13 protein-coding genes are annotated in these 17,534 nt (G+C 62.1%); 8 read left to right on the forward strand and 5 right to left on the reverse strand.

Translation table 11 applies throughout. From position 1 onward, the window contains the following. Positions 1-19: 19 nt before the first annotated feature. From BLJAPNOD_RS24005 to fabI, 3 genes are read left to right on the forward strand one after another with little or no spacing between them, the layout of a single operon-like run. On the forward strand, positions 20-976 hold the full coding sequence (locus BLJAPNOD_RS24005; protein ID WP_115421709.1) for a phosphate acetyltransferase: 957 nt from the start codon (positions 20-22) through the stop codon (positions 974-976). A gap of 2 nt (positions 977-978) precedes the next feature. Continuing rightward, positions 979-2,163, forward strand: a complete 1,185-nt coding sequence (locus tag BLJAPNOD_RS24010) for an acetate/propionate family kinase (protein ID WP_077505612.1) — start codon at positions 979-981, stop codon at positions 2,161-2,163. A 17-nt stretch (positions 2,164-2,180) separates the two neighbouring features. Further along, positions 2,181-2,966 carry an enoyl-ACP reductase FabI gene (gene fabI / locus BLJAPNOD_RS24015; RefSeq protein ID WP_077505614.1) on the forward strand — a complete coding sequence of 262 codons (786 nt, stop codon included), beginning with the start codon at positions 2,181-2,183 and terminating at the stop codon, positions 2,964-2,966. 23 nt (positions 2,967-2,989) lie between these two features. Here fabI and BLJAPNOD_RS24020 read toward each other — a convergent pair whose 3' ends face one another. Both BLJAPNOD_RS24020 and BLJAPNOD_RS24025 read right to left on the reverse strand, forming a co-directional pair. Continuing rightward, positions 2,990-4,465: an NAD-dependent succinate-semialdehyde dehydrogenase gene (locus tag BLJAPNOD_RS24020; protein WP_115421710.1), complete on the reverse strand. Its 1,476-nt coding sequence runs from the start codon at positions 4,463-4,465 to the stop codon at positions 2,990-2,992. 137 nt (positions 4,466-4,602) lie between these two features. After that, entirely contained in the window at positions 4,603-5,871 is a 1,269-nt protein-coding gene (locus tag BLJAPNOD_RS24025) for a 4-aminobutyrate--2-oxoglutarate transaminase (protein WP_115421711.1), read from the reverse strand. A 231-nt stretch (positions 5,872-6,102) separates the two neighbouring features. Here BLJAPNOD_RS24025 and BLJAPNOD_RS24030 point away from each other — a divergent pair, with 231 nt between their 5' ends. Beyond that, a complete protein-coding gene (locus BLJAPNOD_RS24030; RefSeq protein ID WP_077505620.1) occupies positions 6,103-6,915 on the forward strand; it encodes a MerR family transcriptional regulator in 813 nt (270 codons plus the stop codon). Positions 6,916-6,936: 21 nt separating this feature from the next. Here the strand turns inward: BLJAPNOD_RS24030 and fba are convergent, their stop codons facing one another. Beyond that, positions 6,937-7,980 (reverse strand): class II fructose-bisphosphate aldolase, encoded by a 1,044-nt coding sequence (gene fba / locus BLJAPNOD_RS24035; RefSeq protein WP_057211221.1) that lies wholly within the window; start codon positions 7,978-7,980, stop codon positions 6,937-6,939. A gap of 754 nt (positions 7,981-8,734) precedes the next feature. Between fba and BLJAPNOD_RS24040 the strand changes: the two genes are divergently transcribed. Genes BLJAPNOD_RS24040 through BLJAPNOD_RS24055 form a run of 4 tightly spaced genes read left to right on the forward strand, consistent with a single transcriptional unit; the run spans position 8,735 to position 14,037 of the window. Further along, complete coding sequence (locus BLJAPNOD_RS24040; protein WP_077505622.1) at positions 8,735-10,333, forward strand: peptide ABC transporter substrate-binding protein; 1,599 nt, start codon at positions 8,735-8,737, stop codon at positions 10,331-10,333. 54 nt (positions 10,334-10,387) lie between these two features. Beyond that, the gene (gene oppB / locus BLJAPNOD_RS24045; protein ID WP_077505624.1) at positions 10,388-11,311 is read left to right on the forward strand and encodes an oligopeptide ABC transporter permease OppB; all 924 of its coding nucleotides are present in this window, start codon (positions 10,388-10,390) and stop codon (positions 11,309-11,311) included. Further along, positions 11,304-12,434 carry an ABC transporter permease subunit gene (locus tag BLJAPNOD_RS24050; RefSeq protein WP_077505626.1) on the forward strand — a complete coding sequence of 377 codons (1,131 nt, stop codon included), beginning with the start codon at positions 11,304-11,306 and terminating at the stop codon, positions 12,432-12,434. Before oppB ends, BLJAPNOD_RS24050 begins: the two co-directional genes overlap by 8 nt. Before the next feature lies 1 nt (position 12,435). Further along, positions 12,436-14,037: an ABC transporter ATP-binding protein gene (locus BLJAPNOD_RS24055; protein WP_077505627.1), complete on the forward strand. Its 1,602-nt coding sequence runs from the start codon at positions 12,436-12,438 to the stop codon at positions 14,035-14,037. 75 nt (positions 14,038-14,112) lie between these two features. Here the strand turns inward: BLJAPNOD_RS24055 and BLJAPNOD_RS24060 are convergent, their stop codons facing one another. Together BLJAPNOD_RS24060 and BLJAPNOD_RS24065 are read right to left on the reverse strand one after the other, a co-directional pair. Continuing rightward, positions 14,113-15,480: a sigma-54 dependent transcriptional regulator gene (locus BLJAPNOD_RS24060; protein WP_115421712.1), complete on the reverse strand. Its 1,368-nt coding sequence runs from the start codon at positions 15,478-15,480 to the stop codon at positions 14,113-14,115. Beyond that, positions 15,477-17,303: a sensor histidine kinase gene (locus tag BLJAPNOD_RS24065; protein WP_115421713.1), complete on the reverse strand. Its 1,827-nt coding sequence runs from the start codon at positions 17,301-17,303 to the stop codon at positions 15,477-15,479. The genes BLJAPNOD_RS24060 and BLJAPNOD_RS24065 overlap by 4 nt, the downstream gene beginning before the upstream one ends. Positions 17,304-17,534: the final 231 nt, after the last annotated feature.

Genomic DNA, 17,534 nt, shown 5'->3' on the forward strand with positions numbered 1-17,534 from the left:
CGACGAGGGAGATTTCTACGTGTCCGAAGCAAGCGCAATGACGCCTGAACTGTCCAAATACGACCGCCTGATCGCAGCCGCGCAGGACGAAACGCCGGCTGTCACGATCGTGGCGCATCCTTGCGACGAGACATCGCTGCGCGGTGCGCTGGAGGCCGCCGAGTTGGGCCTGATTGCGCCTGTTCTCGTCGGCCCGCAGGCGAAGATCCGCACCGTCGCGGCCGAACACGGCCTCGACCTCGACGGGCGCGAGATCGTGGATGTGCCGCACAGTCATGCGGCCGCCGCCAAGGCCGTAGCAATGATACGCGAGGGCCGGGGCGAACTCCTGATGAAAGGAAGCCTGCATACCGACGAGCTGATGAAGGAAGTTGCCGCCTCCGCAACCGGGCTCAGGACTGACCGAAGGATCAGCCACGTCTTCATCATGGATGTGCCTGGCCATGCCGAGACGCTGTTCATCACCGACGCTGCCATCAACATCTTCCCGGACCTCGAGGCAAAGCGCGACATCGTGCAGAATGCCATCGATCTCTGGGTGACGATCGGTCTCGGCGAGCCGCGTGTCGCCATCCTTTCGGCGGTGGAGACTGTAACGACGAAAATACCCTCGACGATCGAGGCTGCCGCGCTCTGCAAGATGGCCGACCGTGGCCAGATCACCGGCGGCCTGCTCGACGGGCCGCTCGCCTTCGACAATGCGATCGATCCGGAAGCAGCGCGCATCAAGGGCATAGTCTCGCCGGTCGCCGGCAGAGCCCAGATCCTGGTGGTGCCGGATCTCGAGGCCGGCAACATGCTCGCCAAGAACCTTACCTTCCTGTCCCATGCCGACGCAGCGGGCATCGTGCTTGGCGCGCGGGTGCCGATCGTGTTGACCTCACGGGCGGATTCCGTACGTACGCGTCTTGCATCCTGCGCCGTGGCTTCGCTCTATGCGGCACGGCGGCGGGCGGCACAAGTTGCGGCGGTGTAGCGATGGATGCACTCCTCGTCGTCAACGCCGGCTCGTCGAGCATCAAGTTCCAATTGTTCGGGATCACCGATGGGGGGCTCGAACGACAGATAAAGGGCCAGATCGGTGGTATCGGTACGTTCCCTCGGCTCCAAGCGAAGGGCGCCGACGGCGCCGTGCTCGTTGACCGGAACTATCCGGCTGACAAGGTCGGCGACCTGCCGACAGCCATTGCTGCAGCACGGGATTGGCTGCTGACGCTCGAAGGTGTCACGCTTCGCGCTATCGGACACCGTGTGGTGCACGGCGGCCCCGATTTTTCGGCGCCTGTGCTGATCGACGCGGGCGTGCTCGAGAGGTTGGCGAGCTACCAGGATCTTGCGCCGCTGCACCAACCCAACAACCTTGCGCCTATCCGCCAGGCGATGGCGATCAATCCAGATGTACCACAGGTCGCTTGCTTCGACACCGCCTTCCATCATGGTCACCCGCAAGAGGTTAACTGCTACGCCATGCCGCGCCGTTTCTATGACGAGGGCGTGCGGCGCTATGGCTTCCACGGTCTTTCCTATGAATACATCGCCGAGCACCTTCGCGCGGTGGCGCCACAGGTGGCACGCGGCAGAGTGATCGTTGCCCACCTCGGCAGCGGTGCCTCGATGTGCGCGCTGCGCGACGGCCACAGCGTCGAGACCACCATGGGCTTCACAGCGCTTGACGGTCTGCCGATGGGAACAAGGCCGGGTCAGCTCGATCCGGGCGTTGTGCTCTATCTCATTCTGCAGCGCGGCATGAGCGCCCAGGCCGTCTCGGATATGCTCTACCACGAGGCTGGGCTCAAGGGGCTCTCGGGCGTGTCGAACGACATGCGCGATCTCCTGGCAAGCGACGATCCGCACGCCAAGCTCGCCATCGATCACTTCGTCTATCGCTGCGGGCTCAACGCCGGGATGCTTGCGGCCGCGCTCGGTGGCATCGACGCCTTCGTCTTCACTGCGGGCGTCGGCGAGAACTCCGCCCCGGTCCGTGCTCGGATCGCGGAAGGTCTCGCGTGGCTCGGAGCTGAACTCGACCCCATCGCCAACGACATCGGTGCCACCCTGATCTCCACGGCTTCAAGCCGCGTCGCGCTCTACGTTCTTCCGACCGACGAGGAATTGATGATCGCGCGCCACACGCTTGCACTTCTCAAAACCCCTGCAGCCTGACCCAACGGAGGCAATCCATGTCCATTCCCGCAGCGAGGGCCAAGCTTCTCGAAGGCCGCAAAGGCCTCATCGTCGGCATCGCCAACGACCGCTCGATCGCGTGGGGCTGCGCTCGCGCCTTCCGCGCCTTCGGGGCCGAAGTCGCCGTCACCTATCTCAATGACAAGGCCAAGCCCCATGTGGAGCCCTTGGCGCGCGAGCTCGAAGCGCCGATCTTCCTGCCGCTCGACGTGGCTATTCCCGGGCAGATGGAAGCGGTATTTGAGGAGATCGAGAAGACTTGGGGAGAACTCGACTTCGTCGTGCACTCCATCGCCTTTTCGCCGAAGGATACGCTCGGCGGGCGCGTCGTCGACGTGCCGCGTGACGGTTTCCTGAAGACCATGGACATTTCTTGCTGGTCCTTCATTCGCATGGCGCATCTGGCAGAACCACTGATGAAGAATGGCGGTACACTCTTCACAATGACCTATCACGGCTCGCAGGTCGTGGTGGAGAACTACAACATCATGGGCGTCGCCAAGGCGGCACTCGAAAGTGCGGTCCGCTATCTCGCGGCAGAGCTCGGCCCCAAGGGCATTCGCGTCCACGCCATCTCGCCCGGTGCGCTTGCGACGCGGGCTGCGTCAGGCATACCAGAATTCGATGCGCTGCTCGAGAAGACGAAGATCAAGTCGCCGGCCCGCGAGCTTGTGGATATCGATGACGTCGGCGCGGCTACGGCGTTCCTCGCTCACGATGCCGCGCGGCTGATAACCGGGCAGGTTCTCTATGTCGACGGCGGCTACCACATCGTTGACTGATCGCCAGGATCACGCTTGAAACGTCAGATGTTGCCCATGCAGAGATACTTCATCTCCAGATAGTCCTCGATCCCGTGGCGGGAGCCTTCGCGGCCGATACCCGACTGCTTGATGCCGCCGAAGGGGGCGGCCTCCGAGGACATGCGGCCGGTGTTGATGCCGACCATGCCGTATTCGAGCGCCTCGGCGACATGCCATACACGCCTAAGGTTCTCGGCGTAGAAATAGGCGGCGAGGCCATAGATCGTATCGTTCGCCTCGGCGATCACTTGTTCGGCGGTCTCGAAGCGGATGATCGGGGCGATCGGGCCAAATGTCTCTTCCTGAGCGACGCGCATGTCGGTCGAGATGCCGGTGAGGACCGTCGGCTCGAAGAAGGTGCCCGACGTGCCGATACGACGACCGCCGGCGCGCACTTGCGCGCCTTTCGACACGGCATCCGCGACGTGGGCTTCGATCTTCTCGATCGCATGTCGGTCGATCATCGGGCCGATGGTGACGCCGGCCGAAAAGCCGTCGCCTACCGAAAGTTCGGCGACGCGCGCGACGAATTTCTCCGCAAACGCGTCGTGCACGGCCGACTGCACATAGATGCGGTTTGCCGAAACGCAGGTCTGGCCGGCATTGCGGAATTTCGCCTGGACCGCACCATCGACCGCTTCGTCGATATCGGCGTCGTCGAAAACGATGAAGGGGGCATTGCCGCCGAGTTCCAGGCTCACCTTCTTAATTTGGTCTGAACACTGGCGCATCAGCAGGCGGCCGACTTCCGTCGAGCCGGTAAAGCTGATCTTGCGTACCCTAGGGTTGCTGCAGAGTTCGCGCCCGATCGCAGCCCCTTCCGAAGCGTAGAGCAGATTGACGACGCCTGTCGGGAAGCCGGCCTTCTCAGCGAGCACGAACATGGCGCCGGCAACGAGCGGTGTCTGTTCGGCGGGCTTCAGCACGATGGCGCAGCCGGCGGCAAGCGCCGGCGCGATTTTGCGGGCGACCATGGAAGCAGGGAAGTTCCAAGGGGTAATCGTCCCGACGACGCCGACCGGCTGCTTGATGACCAGCATGCGTCGGTCATTGGCCGGTGCCGGGAAGGTTTCGCCATAGATACGCTTGGCCTCCTCTGCGTACCATTCGACATAGGCGGCAGCGTGCAGCACCTCGCCCTTCGATTCGCCGATCGGTTTGCCCATTTCGGCGGTGAGGATGGCGGCGAGATCGTCGGCATGGGCAATGATCAGGTCGTGCCAGCGTCGAAGCACGGCACTTCGATCCTTGGCCGGTTTTGCCGCCCAAAGGACTTGCGCGGCGGCGGCTGCATCGATCGCGGCGCTCGCCTGTGCAATGCCCATATCTGGCAACGACGCCAGCAACTCTCCGCTCGACGGGTTGAAGACGTCGAAGGTCGCGCCCGTCCAATTCCCGGCGCAATGCGCAACACCGTCCAAACCAGAAAACAGTTCGGCGTCGCGCAGGTGTTTGGTCAAGGCCGGCGTCAGGGTCATGATGGGCGTCCTCCAGCGATGCCCGTCGCATGCCGACCGGCCCGCTTCCTGTTTGTTCTTGCGGGCGTCGTTCCTCCCGACGCCCGGAGCCATCTCATCGGCCCGGACAACCGCGTTAGCGGTCGCCCGGCACCGCGTCAACCGCGCGCTTCGAGGATCGAGGCTTCGAGGATGTCGAGCGCCTCGGCAAAGACGTTGTCCTGGATCGTGATCGGTGCCAGGAACCGGATGACGTTGCCGTGCACGCCGCAGGTCAGCAGGATCAGGCCCTTTTCGAGTGCGATCAGCCGTACCTTGTTGGCAAAGTCGGCGCTCGGCAGATTGGTCTTCACATCGTTGAATTCCACGGCGTTCATAAAGCCGGGGCCGCGGATGTCGACGATCTCGGGCGCCTGCTCGCGAATGGCTGCAAGGCGCTGCTTCAGGCGGCCGCCAAGCTGCTCGGCCCGCTCGCAAAGCTTCTCCTCTGCGATCACGTCTAGCACGGCATGCGCCGCGGCAATGCCGAGCGGATTGCCGCCATAGGTGCCACCAAGACCGCCGGGGGCTGGCGCGTCCATGATCTCGGCGCGGCCGGTGACGGCAGCGAGCGGGAAGCCACCCGCAAGGCTCTTTGCCATCGTCATTAGATCGGCCGCGACCTCATGATGATCCATCGCAAACATCTTGCCTGTGCGGGCAAAGCCGGTCTGAACTTCGTCGGCGATCAGCAGGATGCCGTGCTGATCGCAGATGTCGCGCAACGCCTTCATGAAGGCTGGCGGAACAGGATAGAAGCCGCCTTCACCCTGTACCGGCTCGATGATGATCGCGGCCACGCGACCCGGATCGACATCGGCGGCAAACAGTTTCTTCAGTGCTGCCAGCGACTGCTCGACAGTGACGCCGTGCAGCTCGATCGGGAAGGGGGCGTGGAAGACGTCGCCCGGCATGGCGCCGAAGCCGACCTTGTACGGCACCACCTTGCCGGTGAGCGCCATGCCCATGAAGGTGCGGCCATGGAAGCCGCCGCCGAAGGCGATCACGGCCTGGCGACCGGTGGCCGCGCGGGCGATCTTAACCGCGTTTTCAACGGCTTCCGCGCCGGTGGTCACGAAGATTGTCTTCTTGGCGAAGTCGCCGGGTGCTAGCGCATTCAGACGCTCGGCGAGATGCACATAGGTCTCGTAAGGTACGACCTGATGGCATGTGTGGGTGAAGCGATCGAGCTGCGCCTTGACGGCGGCGATCACCTTCGGATGGCGGTGCCCGGTGTTGACGACAGCGATGCCGGAGGCGAAGTCGATGTAGCGATTGCCTTCCTTGTCCCAGATTTCGGCGTTCTCCGCACGGTCGGCATAGATCTGCGTGGTCATGCCCACGCCGCGGGAAATGGCAGCGTTTTTGCGATCGGTGAGGCTAGTCATGGCGCGTGTCCCTGTTGCTGGCGTCGGCAATATATTGCATTTTTTCTGCAAGATTGTTCGGGAAGTGGTACATCTTTCAAAATGGAATGCAAATCAAATTTGGTGATCGAGAGACCACAGGCACTGATAGGGCATTCTTGTAAAAGGTGATGTGCGGCAGGTAAGTTCGCCAATGCGCAAGCGGGGCGCAGATTCGCGCCGGCATGCGCTGACAAAACAGGGAAGCGGAAAATGGGCGGCGTGCGCTACAAGGTTGCCGAGGCTGCACGACTGGCGGGTGTCTCCGCCTCGACTCTCCGATTGTGGGAAACACAAGGGCTGGTCGTGCCAGAGCGCTCGCCGACGGGCCATCGGCAATATACCGAAAGTGATCTGTCGCGACTGAAGCGCATTTCCTGGTTCCGGGTTGAACGTGGGCTCAATCCCGCGGCGATCCGAGAGGCACTCGAGGCCGAAGTGGCCGGGGACGATGACGCGCCTGCACCAGGGGAAAGCGGTATCGACAATCAGGTTGGCCGAAAGCTTCGCAGTCTGCGGCATGCCGCCGGCAAGACGCTGGAACTGGTCGCGGGCGAAATCGGTATCGCGGCGTCGGTCCTGTCAACGCTGGAGCGAACCTCGCAGGGCGTCTCTGTCGCGGTGCTCCATAACATCGCGGAGTATTTCGAAACGACGGTTTCGAGCCTGTCTGGAGAAGAGGAGGGCGATTCCCGAGCCGTCGTTCGTGCGGGAGAGTGGCGCGCCTGGCCGAAGACGACGCCCGGCGTCACCGTGCAACTGCTGGCGGATGGTCGCAACCAGATGGATTGCCATCGCTTCGTGCTCGAGCCGGGAGCTTCGAGCGAAGGCGCCTATCGGCATGAGGGGGAGGAATTCGTCTATGTGCTTTCGGGGCGCGTCGAGTTCATTCTCGACAGCGACCAGTTCTATGACCTTGATGTCGGCGATTCGCTCTATTTCGAAAGCAAACGCCGTCATGCCTGGACCAACAGGCATGACGGCGAAACCATCCTTCTATGGATCAACACGCCGCCGACATTCTGAGGGCGGCGTGTGACGAACCCATCAGGCTGCAGCGTAGCGCTTGGCCATCTCCGGCAGGCGCAGAGTACGGATCTTCGATGCCTTGCCGGCGGTACGGAAGGCTTCGAAGCGCTCGCGGCAAACCTCGGTCATGAGAGCCGTTGCAGGCTTCAGGTAGGTGCGCGGGTCGAAGTTTTCCGGATTTTCGGCAAAGTTCTTGCGGATCGTGCCGGTCATGGCGAGACGCAGGTCGGTGTCGATGTTGACCTTGCGAACGCCAAGCGGGATCGCCTTCTGGATTTCCGAAACCGGGACGCCCCAGGTCGGCTTCATCTTGCCGCCATAGGTGTTGAACAGGTCCTGCAGATCCTTCGGAACGGAGGACGAACCGTGCATGACGAGATGGGTGTTCGGCAGACGCTTGTTGATCTTGGCAATTGTTTCGATCGACAGGATGTCGCCATCCGGCTCGCGAGTAAACTTGTAGGCGCCGTGGCTGGTGCCGATGGCGACGGCAAGCGCATCGACGCCGGTCTTGGTGACAAAGTCGAAAGCCTGCTCCGGATCGGTCAGCAGTTCCTCGCGCGACAGCTTGCCCTCGAAGCCGTGACCGTCTTCCTTGTCGCCGGCGCCGGTTTCCAGGTTGCCGAGGCAGCCGAGTTCGCCTTCGACCGAAACGCCGGCCGCATGCGCGATCTTCACGACTTCGGCGGTGACTGCGACATTGTATTCATAGCTCGCGACGGTCTTGCCGTCCTTTTCCAGCGAACCGTCCATCATGACCGATGTAAAGCCGTTGGTGATCGCCGAAATGCAGGTCGACGGCTGGTCGCCGTGGTCGAGATGCAGACAAACCGGAATGTGCGGATATTCTTCCGCTGCACCCAGGATGAGGTGGCGCAGGAAGGCGTCACCCGCGTAGGAGCGGGCGCCGCGGCTTGCCTGCAGGATAACGGGAGAATCAGTCGCGTCAGCAGCGCGCATGACGGCCTGAATGTATTCGAGATTGTTCACATTGAACGCCGGCAGTGCGTAGTCGTTCTCCGCCGCATGGTCGAGCAGTTGCCGCAATGTGATCAATGCCATTCGATAATCTCCCTTTATATGTCTCTGCGCAGCTTGGTGCGCGACGAAAATGGTCCGGCCATGACGTCGCGCGTGGTTTCATCGACGCCAGTCGATGGCCGGATTTGCCGTGCGACGTGACAACGCGTGCGAAATGGTCGCGCCCACCGAAGTCAGGCGCACAATAGTTCATCAAAGTGGTTTGGCAACGGGCGACAGGCTGGCTGGCAGGGGTGTCGGATGCGCTTCAATCGATTTTACTGTGGACTGGATGCAACAGGACGGATCTAACCGTTTCGCTTTCTAGTGGTGCGTCAAAGCCGGCCGGACCAATCGGGCCAAATGCTACTTTTACGCGCGCCGTTGGCGAGCTACACTGAGTTGGAAATGGCCTGAGCGGAAGCGTGGTGTGACCGTTCAGCGGACGTCCTGCAAGAAGATTGCGGCTAAGGCCCTATTTCTTTCCGCACATTACGTAAACTGCCTCTCGAATTCACGAAGTTTGCATGACGGCTGATTCTTGGCCGCGGTCCGGGAAAACGGCGACCGTATCTAAAACGTTACAGTAGATAGGCGTGGATTACCGCCCTGCTGTCACATCAGCGTCGCAAAAACGACGAAAACGATCGCAAACGAAATACAATCAAAAGGTGTGTAAAATTACGGCGCTATAGATAAAGATGCAGCGGGCTGCAGAATCCGCCTTGCGTTTGCGAAAGTTTTGCACTTCTCTCCTGCGATCACAAACCCAAAAAAGGGGAAGGAGAGAAACAAAATGGCCTCACTGAAACTCAACCTAAGCGCTGCCGCGCTGATCGGCTCGTTGCTCATCGGAGCAAGCCCGGCTCTTGCCGAAGCTGTCCTGCATCGTGGCAATGCCGGTGAGCCGCAGACGCTGGACCAGGCCCATACGTCGATCAACATCGAAGAGTTCATCCTGAAGGATCTCTACGAAGGCCTGACGATCTATGACGCCTCGGGCAAGATCGTCCCGGGTGCAGCCGAAACGTGGGAGCTTTCGGACGACGGCACGGTCTACACCTTCAAGCTGCGCGCTGACGCGAAGTGGTCCGACGGTTCGCCGGTGACGGCAGAAGATTTCGTCTTCTCGTTCCGCCGTGTCGAAGACCCGAAGGTTGCGGCCGGTTACGCCAACATTCTCTTCCCGATCAAGAACGCCGAAAAGGTCAACAAGGGCGAACTGCCGACCGACCAGCTCGGCATGAAGGCTGTCGACGAAAAGACGCTGGAAATCACGCTTGAGCGTCCGACCCCGTTCTTCCTGGAGCTGCTGGCGCACCAGACGGCACTTCCGGTCAGCAAGGCCAGCGTCGAAAAGAACGGCGCCGACTTCGTCAAGCCGGGCGTCATGGTTTCGAACGGCGCGTTCACGCTCGCCGCGCACGTTCCGAACGATAGCCTGACCGCCGTCAAGAACCCCAACTACTGGGATGCCGCCAACGTCAAGCTCGACAAGGTCATCTTCTACCCGATCGACGATCAGGCCGCTTCGGTTCGCCGCTTCGAAGCCAAGGAAATGGACCTCGCCTACAACTTCTCGGCCGATCAGCTCGATCGTCTGCGCAAGTCCCACGGCGAACAGGTTCACGTGTCGCCGACGCTCGCGACCTACTACTACGCCTTCGACACCCGCCAGGAGCCCTATAGCGACGTTCGCGTCCGTCAGGCGCTGTCCATGGCCGTCGACCGCGACTTCCTTGCCAAGGAAATCTACGCAGGCTCGCAGCTTCCGGCCTACTCGATGGTGCCCCCGGGCATCGAGAGCTATGGCGATCCGTCCAAGGCCGAGTTCGGCACCCTGTCGCAGCTCGACCGCGAAGACAAGGCGCTGGCCCTGATGAAGGAAGCCGGTTACGGCGAAGGTGGCAAGCCGCTCGAGATCGAGTTGCGCTACAACACCAACCCGAACCACGAGCGCGTTGCAACGGCCGTTGCCGACATGTGGAAGAACACCTTCGGCGCCAAGGTGTCGCTGGTGAACCTCGACGTGTCCTCGCACTACGCCTACCTGCAGGAAGGCGGCAAGTTCAACGTGGCGCGCGCCGGCTGGGTTGCCGACTACGCCGACGCCGAAAACTTCCTCGCTCTCAGCCTCAGCTCCAACAAGACTTTCAACTACGGCCACTTCGAAAACGCTGAATTCGATGGCCTCATGAAGAAGTCCTACGAGGAGCAGGATCCGGCAGCGCGCTCCAAGCTGCTGCATGAAGCCGAAGCTCTGCTGATGAAGGAACAGCCGATCGCTCCGCTCCTGACCCAGGCCGACCTGTGGCTGGTTTCCGACCGCGTCAAGGGCTGGCAGGACAACTCGCCGAACCAGCACCTGAGCCGGTTCCTGAGCGTCGCCGAATAACGAACAGGGACGACGCGCGGTGAAAGACCCGCGCGTCGCCTCCGGAGTACGTCCATGATTTCCTTCATCCTTCGCCGATTGGCGAGTGCGGTGCCGACCTTGTTTATCGTCGTCACCATTTCCTTCTTCCTGATGCGGTTTGCCCCTGGCGGCCCCTTCAACCTCGAGCGTCCCCTTCCGCCACAAACGATGGCGAACCTGATGGCGACGTATCAGCTCGACCAGCCCCTGTGGCGCCAATACGTTCACTACCTCAGCAATGCAGTGACTGGCGACTTTGGCCCGAGCTACATCTACAAGGACAACAACGTCGCGCAGTTGATCGGGAAGGGCCTGCCCTATTCGATAGAACTCGGCCTGTACGCGCTGCTGTTCGCGGTAATCGGCGGCGTCATCGCCGGCACGATCGCTGCACTTCGGCAAAACAGCATCCTCGACTTCACCATCATGTCGGTCTCGACGCTCGGCGTTACCGTGCCGAACTTCGTCGTCGGCCCCGTCTTGACGCTGATTTTCGCCATCTTCCTCGCCTGGCTGCCAGCCGGCGGCTGGGGTGACGGTTCGATGCGCTTCCTGATCCTGCCGATGATCGCGCTCGCCCTGCCGCAATTGGCCGTCTTCGCGCGCCTGACCCGCGGTTCGATGATCGAGGCGCTGCACACCGATCATATCCGCACCGCCAAGGCCTACGGTCTTCCCGCGAGGACAGTCGTCATCACGCACGCCATGCGCGGGGCGATGCTGCCTGTCGTCTCCTACCTCGCACCTTGCGCGGCGGCATTGCTGACGGGCTCCGCCGTGGTCGAGACGATCTTCACCATTCCGGGTGTCGGTCGCTACTTCGTCCTTGGGGCGATCAACCGCGACTATACGCTGGTAATGGGCACGGTCATTCTCGTTGCCATCTTCGTTATCGTTTTCAATCTTTTGGTCGACATTCTTTACGGCCTGCTCGATCCGAGGGTTCGCCATGACTGATATCGTCCAGACACCGGCGGCAACGCCGGAAACGAAGGGGCGTAGCCTCTTCCAGCTGGCTGCCATGCGCTTCAAGCGCAACCGTGCGGCCATGGCGGGCTGCGTCATGCTGGCCCTGATCGCGATTTTCTCGTTCCTGGGGCCGCTGTTCGTGCCGCACACCTATGATCAGGTGTTCCCGTCCTATGTGAATATCGGGCCGAGCCTCGAGCCTCGTCCGGATGCGTCCACCCTGCAAGGGGTCATGGAAGGGATCGCGACACGCGCCCGCGTCACGTTGAAGGAGTTCAACGTCGAAGGTGAGGCCTTCACCGCGACCATCACCTCCGAGCAGCCGATCGATGCACGCGCGACGCGCTACTTCGATCGTGCCAACGAGTTCCGCGACACTCAGGTCGTGGCGACCGAGGATGAGGGGCGCACCCTCAAGGTCACCGGCCAGGTCGACCGCGAATACTTCCCGTTCGGCACCGACTCGAACGGTCGCGACCTCTTGGTGCGCGTCATGCTCGGTGGCCAGATCTCGATCGCCGTCGGCCTGCTCGCCAGTCTCGTGTCGCTCGGCATCGGCGTCGTCTATGGCGCGACGTCGGGTTACATCGGCGGCCGCGTCGACAACGTCATGATGCGACTGGTGGAGATCATGTATTCTCTGCCCTTCGTCTTCCTCGTCGTCGTTCTCGTCGTCTTCTTCGGGCGCTCGTTCATCCTGATCTTCCTGGTGATCGGCGCGGTCGAATGGCTGGATATGGCCCGCATCGTGCGCGGTCAGACACTGGCGCTGAAACGGCGGGAGTTCGTCGGCGCGGCGCAGGCGCTCGGTCTGACCGACTGGCAGATCATCCGCCGGCACATCATTCCGAACACCATCGGTCCCGTCATCGTCTTCGTCACCGTCGTCGTGCCGAAGGTGATCCTGCTCGAGAGCTTCCTCTCCTTCCTCGGCCTCGGCGTCCAGGCGCCGCTGACGAGCTGGGGGGCGTTGATCTCGGAAGGCGCCAAGAATATCCAGTCGTACCCCTGGCTCTTGATCTTCCCGGCCATCTTCTTTGTTCTGACGCTGTTCTCTTTGAACTTCGTCGGCGACGGCCTGCGCGACGCGCTCGACCCGAAGGACCGCTGATATGGCTGACACAAACGAAACCATTCTGGCCGTTCGCGGCCTCAAGGTGAACTTCTCGACGCCGGACGGTACGGTCGAAGCAGTCAAGGGCATCGACCTCGATGTGCGCACCGGTGAGACGCTTGCCGTCGTCGGCGAGTCCGGCTCGGGCAAGAGCCAGACGATGATGGGCATCATGGGCCTGCTTGCCAAGAACGGCACCGTTACCGGCTCTGCCCGCTATCGCGGCCAGGAACTGGTGGGCCTCTCGCCCAAGGCACTGAACGGCGTGCGCGGCTCCAAGATCACCATGATCTTCCAGGAGCCGATGACCTCGCTCGACCCGCTCTATACGATCGGCCGGCAGATTGCCGAACCGATCGTTCATCACCGCGGCGGCACGTTCAAGCAGGCGCGAAAGCGCGTGCTGGAACTGCTCGAACTGGTGGGCATTCCGGAACCGGGCCGGCGCATTGACAGCTATCCGCACGAACTTTCGGGCGGCCAGCGCCAGCGTGTGATGATCGCGATGGCGCTTGCCAACGAACCGGATCTCCTGATCGCCGACGAGCCGACAACCGCGCTCGACGTGACGATCCAGGCCCAGATCCTCGACCTCCTGAAGTCGCTGCAAAAGCGCTTCGGCATGGCGATCGTGCTGATCACGCACGACCTCGGCATCGTCAAACACTTTGCCGAGCGGGTCGCGGTGATGCGCCGCGGCGAAGTGGTGGAGCAGGGCACCACAGCTGACATCTTCGAGCGGCCGCAGGCCGACTACACGAAGATGTTGCTCGCGGCAGAACCGAGCGGCCGCAAGGCTCCTCCGGCAGACAATGCACCGATCATCCTTGAAGGCCGGGACGTCTGCGTCGACTACGCGATCGGCGGCGGCTTCTTCACCCGTGGCAACGCCGTCTTCCGCGCGGTCGACAAGGTCACCTTGCGACTTCGCGAAGGCCAGACGATCGGCGTCGTCGGAGAATCCGGTTCGGGTAAATCGACGCTCGGGCGGGCATTGCTGCGGCTCTTGCCGAGCAGCGGCTACTATCGCTTCGGCACGACCGACATCTCCGGCTTCGACCGCGGCCAGATGCGTCCGCTCAGGCGGGCATTGCAGCTGGTGTTCCAGGATCCCTATGGATCGCTGTCGCCGCGCCGCACCGTGGGTGAAATCATCACTGAAGGTCTGCACGTGCATGAGCCGTCGCTCAGCCGCGCCGATCGCGACCGTCGCGCCATCGAAGCGTTGAAGGAAGTCGGGCTCGATCCGGCGTCGCGCAACCGTTATCCGCACGAGTTTTCGGGCGGCCAGCGGCAGCGCATCGCGATTGCGCGCGCCATGATCCTGAAGCCGAAGGTCGTCATTCTCGACGAACCGACATCGGCGCTGGACCGCTCGGTTCAGGGGCAGGTGATCGAGCTTCTGCGCGATCTGCAGCGCTCGCACGGCCTGTCCTACATCTTCATCAGCCACGATCTGTCGGTGGTGAAGGCGATGTCGGACTATGTGATCGTCATGAAAAACGGCAAGATCGTCGAAGAAGGCGATACCGACGGGATCTTCGATGCGCCGAAGGAGCCGTATACCAGGACGCTGATCGGAGCGGCCTTCAACGTCTGAGGCGTCATTTCCGTTACGGCTTTACAGGGGCGTGGATATCCGCGCCCCTGTTTTCGTTCGAGGGGCTCGGTAATGCTAGCGGTCATCGTTGTCGCCGGTGAAGTCGGTCGCCACGAGCTTCTTGTCGAGCCCGAACTTCTGCATCTTTTCGTAGAGTGTCTTGCGCGAGATGCCGAGCGTTTCATAGACAGGTTTCAGCGATCCGCCGTGGGCGGCGATGGCATTGGCAATTAGCCCTTTCTCGAAGGCTGCGACCTTGTCTGCCAGACGGCCGCCATTCGGCGTCGGCGAGGCAGTCTCCTCTGATGTCGCGTCAAGCCCGAGCACGAGCCTTTCGGCAGCGTTGCGCAGTTCGCGCACATTGCCCGGCCAGTTGCGTTCGGCCATCTCCGCCAGCATATTTTGTGAGACCTCGACTTCATCTCGGCCATAACGTGCAGCGGATTCGCGTACGAGCTGCAGGAACAGGAGCGGAATGTCGGCGCGGCGTTGTGCGAGCGGCGGCACGCGCAGCGTTGCGACATTGAGGCGGTAGAGAAGGTCGGGCCGGAAACGACCTGCGGCCACCTCCTGCTCCAAATCCACCTTGTTGGTGGCAATGAAACGGACGTCGAGCGGCACGACCTCGTTGGAGCCGAGCCGCGTGATCACGCGCTCCTGCAGCACGCGCAGAAATTTCGCCTGCAGATCGATCGGCATCGAGCCGATTTCGTCGAGCAGAATGGTTCCGCCGCGTCCATGTTCGAACTTGCCGTAGCGTGGACGGATCGCGCCGGGAAACGCGCCTGGCTCATGGCCGAAAAGTTCACTCTCGATCAGGTTTTCCGGCAGGGCCGCGCAGTTGATGGCGATGAAGGGACTGCTTGCCCTGCCGCTCAGATCGTGCAGGGTACGGGCCACGACCTCCTTGCCGACACCGGTCTCGCCGATGATCAAGGTATCTGCATCGGAGGCACCGATAGCACGGATGCGGTAGCGCAGGTCGACCATGACTTGGCTGCGGCCGGGCAGCCGCTGCTCGATGTCGTCGCGCTTGCCGGCAACGGCCTTGAGGCGCCGGTTCTCGAGCACCAGCGCGCGCCAGTCGAGCGCGCGGCGAATGGTGCCGGCGAGCATCTGCGCGGTAAAAGGCTTTTCGACGAAATCATAGGCGCCGTCGCGCATGGCGCGGACGGCGAGCTGAACGTCGCCATGGCCGGTAACAAGGATCACCGGCACCTCCACGTCGATTTCGCGAATGCGCTGCAGAAAGGTCATGCCGTCCATGCCCGGCATGCGGATGTCGCTGATGACGACGCCGGGAAAACTGAAGCCGATGAATTCCAGGGCGCGCTCGGCGCTGGCGAATGTTTCGACGCGGAAGCCGGCAAGCTCCAGTGCCTGCGCGCTCGAATGGCGCAGTTCCTCTTCGTCGTCGACGAGCAGGACACGGCTTTCGATCATTCGGCGGCCTCCTGGCCCAGGTCGTCTACAACAGGAAGTTCGATGCGAAATTCCGCACCGCCTTCGGCAAGGTTGGTGGCAACAAGGCTGCCGCCGAAGTCCTTGACGATGTTATAGGAAATTGACAGGCCAAGGCCCAGCCCCTTGCCGACACCCTTGGTCGAAAAGAACGGGTCGAAAATCCGCTCGGCGATTGCCGCCGGCACGCCGGGTCCGTGATCGCTGACGGCGAGAATGACCTTCTGCCCGTCGCGCCAGGCGCGTAGCCGTATGCGGCGATCATCCAGACCTTCGACCGCGTCGGCCGCATTGGAGATCACGTTGACCAAAACCTGCTGCAAACGGACGAAACCGGCGCGCACGACCAGAGGCTCCGGCCCGAGATCGATGTCAATCTCAGCCGACGCCGCCTTGAGCCTGACGGCGACGATCTCCATCGTGTCGCGCACCACCTCCTCGATCGGTACCGGTCCGAGCTTTTCGTTGGGCTTTCGGGCAAAATTGCGCAAGTGCCGGCTGATTGCCGCCATGCGGTCGACGAGGCCGGAGATCCGCCTGACATTGTCGCTGGCTTCATCGGTTCGCCCGCGCTCAATCAGCAAGGTTGCACTGTCTGCATAGGTCTTTGCGGCCGCCAGCGGCTGATTGAACTCGTGCGACAACGCCGCCGACATCTGCCCGAGGCCCGCCAGCTTGCCGGCCTGGATGAGATCGGCCTGGGTGCGGCGCAGTTGTTGCTCGGTCAGGCGGCGCTCGGCGATCTCCTCCTCGATCTGCGCGTTGACGCGTGCGAGATCCGCCGTTCGTTCGTCAACGCGCCGTTCCAATTCCGCCTGTGCCTCGGCCTGCATCGAGATGCGTTCGTTGAGCCGCGCACGTCTTTGCCAAAGGATCCCCGCCGCCAATCCGGCAAGGCAGATCAGCAGCAGCGCCGCGATTGTCGTCGTCAGGGCCTGTGTCTTCACCGAGGCCGTGTCGGCGAGCACGTTCACGGTCCAATCAGCGTCCGTCATGTATTGCGACACGACAAGATATTCGCGGCCGGACTGACCGGAGGATACGCGCATCAAGTGGTGATCGCCGCTGTCGTGACGCGTGAGGGGCAAAGGGCCAACGGCGGCATCCGCATAGCGCCTCGAAGCGACAGTCTGGGCGCGCCGCTCCTCCGTCAGGGGCAGGATCGCGGTATAGAGCCACTCCGGCGTCCCGGTCATGAAGATGATGCCCTCGGGATCGGAGACGAAAATCTTGTACTCGCCGCCCTGCCAGGACGCCTCGATACTTTCAACATCGACCTTGAAGACGATGACACCGCGGATATCCTCGCCGACGCGGATGGGAGCACCGAAGAAATAGCCGCGCTTCAGCGAGGTCGTGCCAAGCGCGTAGAACCTGGATTGTCGCCCTTGCAACGCCTCCTGGAAATAGGGGCGATAGCTGAAGTTCTGTCCGACGAAGCTCGTCGGGCCGTCATAATTGCTGGCGGCGATGGTGTCGCCGTCGGGCGTGATCACATAGATATCGGAGGAGTGCAGCAGCCCATTGATATCCTTGAGATAGGCGTTGACCGTTTCCCGCAGACGCCGGTCGCGGGGCCGCGTGGCGAGCTCCTTGATGTCATCGTGATCGGCGATCAGGGCGGGCAGGGCCTGGTATCTGTTGAGATGTCCGTCCAGCGCCGCCACCGCAAGCCGGAGGGCGGTGTTTGCCTGGGCAGATGCCTCGTCGAAATAGCTGCGTGTCGCCATGGCATTGCCTTGCCAGGCAAGGACGGCAACCGCCAGCGGCAGCAGGATGACAGCAACGATCAGGCGGTATTTCACGGAATGTCTGGGCTCCTCCTCCCGTTCGTTCCCGACAGCCATACTATGGCTGGCACCAATCTTAAGCAGCCGCCGGTCCACTCACAAGGCGTCGGGTATGTCCACACTGTTCGTTCAACGATTCTCCCAGGTCGTCAACAAAACGTAGACAATGCGTTTGGTGGCAACTGTCTTTCGCAACGACCCGGATGAGCGCATCTATGCGTCATGACAAGGCCCGGTCACGGCGGG

This window comes from Ensifer sp. M14 (assembly GCF_003355565.1).
Taxonomy (GTDB): domain Bacteria; phylum Pseudomonadota; class Alphaproteobacteria; order Rhizobiales; family Rhizobiaceae; genus Ensifer.

Bases quoted from the DNA above. Each gene is read 5' to 3' on its own strand.
- BLJAPNOD_RS24010 (WP_077505612.1), top strand. From the start codon at position 979: ATGGATGCACTCCTCGTCGTCAACGCCGGCTCGTCGAGCATCAAGTTC.
- fabI (WP_077505614.1), top strand. From the start codon at position 2,181: ATGTCCATTCCCGCAGCGAGGGCCAAGCTTCTCGAAGGCCGCAAAGGC.
- BLJAPNOD_RS24020 (WP_115421710.1), bottom strand. From the start codon at position 4,465: ATGACCCTGACGCCGGCCTTGACCAAACACCTGCGCGACGCCGAACTG.
- BLJAPNOD_RS24025 (WP_115421711.1), bottom strand. From the start codon at position 5,871: ATGACTAGCCTCACCGATCGCAAAAACGCTGCCATTTCCCGCGGCGTG.
- BLJAPNOD_RS24030 (WP_077505620.1), top strand. From the start codon at position 6,103: ATGGGCGGCGTGCGCTACAAGGTTGCCGAGGCTGCACGACTGGCGGGT.
- fba (WP_057211221.1), bottom strand. From the start codon at position 7,980: ATGGCATTGATCACATTGCGGCAACTGCTCGACCATGCGGCGGAGAAC.
- BLJAPNOD_RS24040 (WP_077505622.1), top strand. From the start codon at position 8,735: ATGGCCTCACTGAAACTCAACCTAAGCGCTGCCGCGCTGATCGGCTCG.
- oppB (WP_077505624.1), top strand. From the start codon at position 10,388: ATGATTTCCTTCATCCTTCGCCGATTGGCGAGTGCGGTGCCGACCTTG.
- BLJAPNOD_RS24050 (WP_077505626.1), top strand. From the start codon at position 11,304: ATGACTGATATCGTCCAGACACCGGCGGCAACGCCGGAAACGAAGGGG.
- BLJAPNOD_RS24055 (WP_077505627.1), top strand. From the start codon at position 12,436: ATGGCTGACACAAACGAAACCATTCTGGCCGTTCGCGGCCTCAAGGTG.
- BLJAPNOD_RS24060 (WP_115421712.1), bottom strand. From the start codon at position 15,480: ATGATCGAAAGCCGTGTCCTGCTCGTCGACGACGAAGAGGAACTGCGC.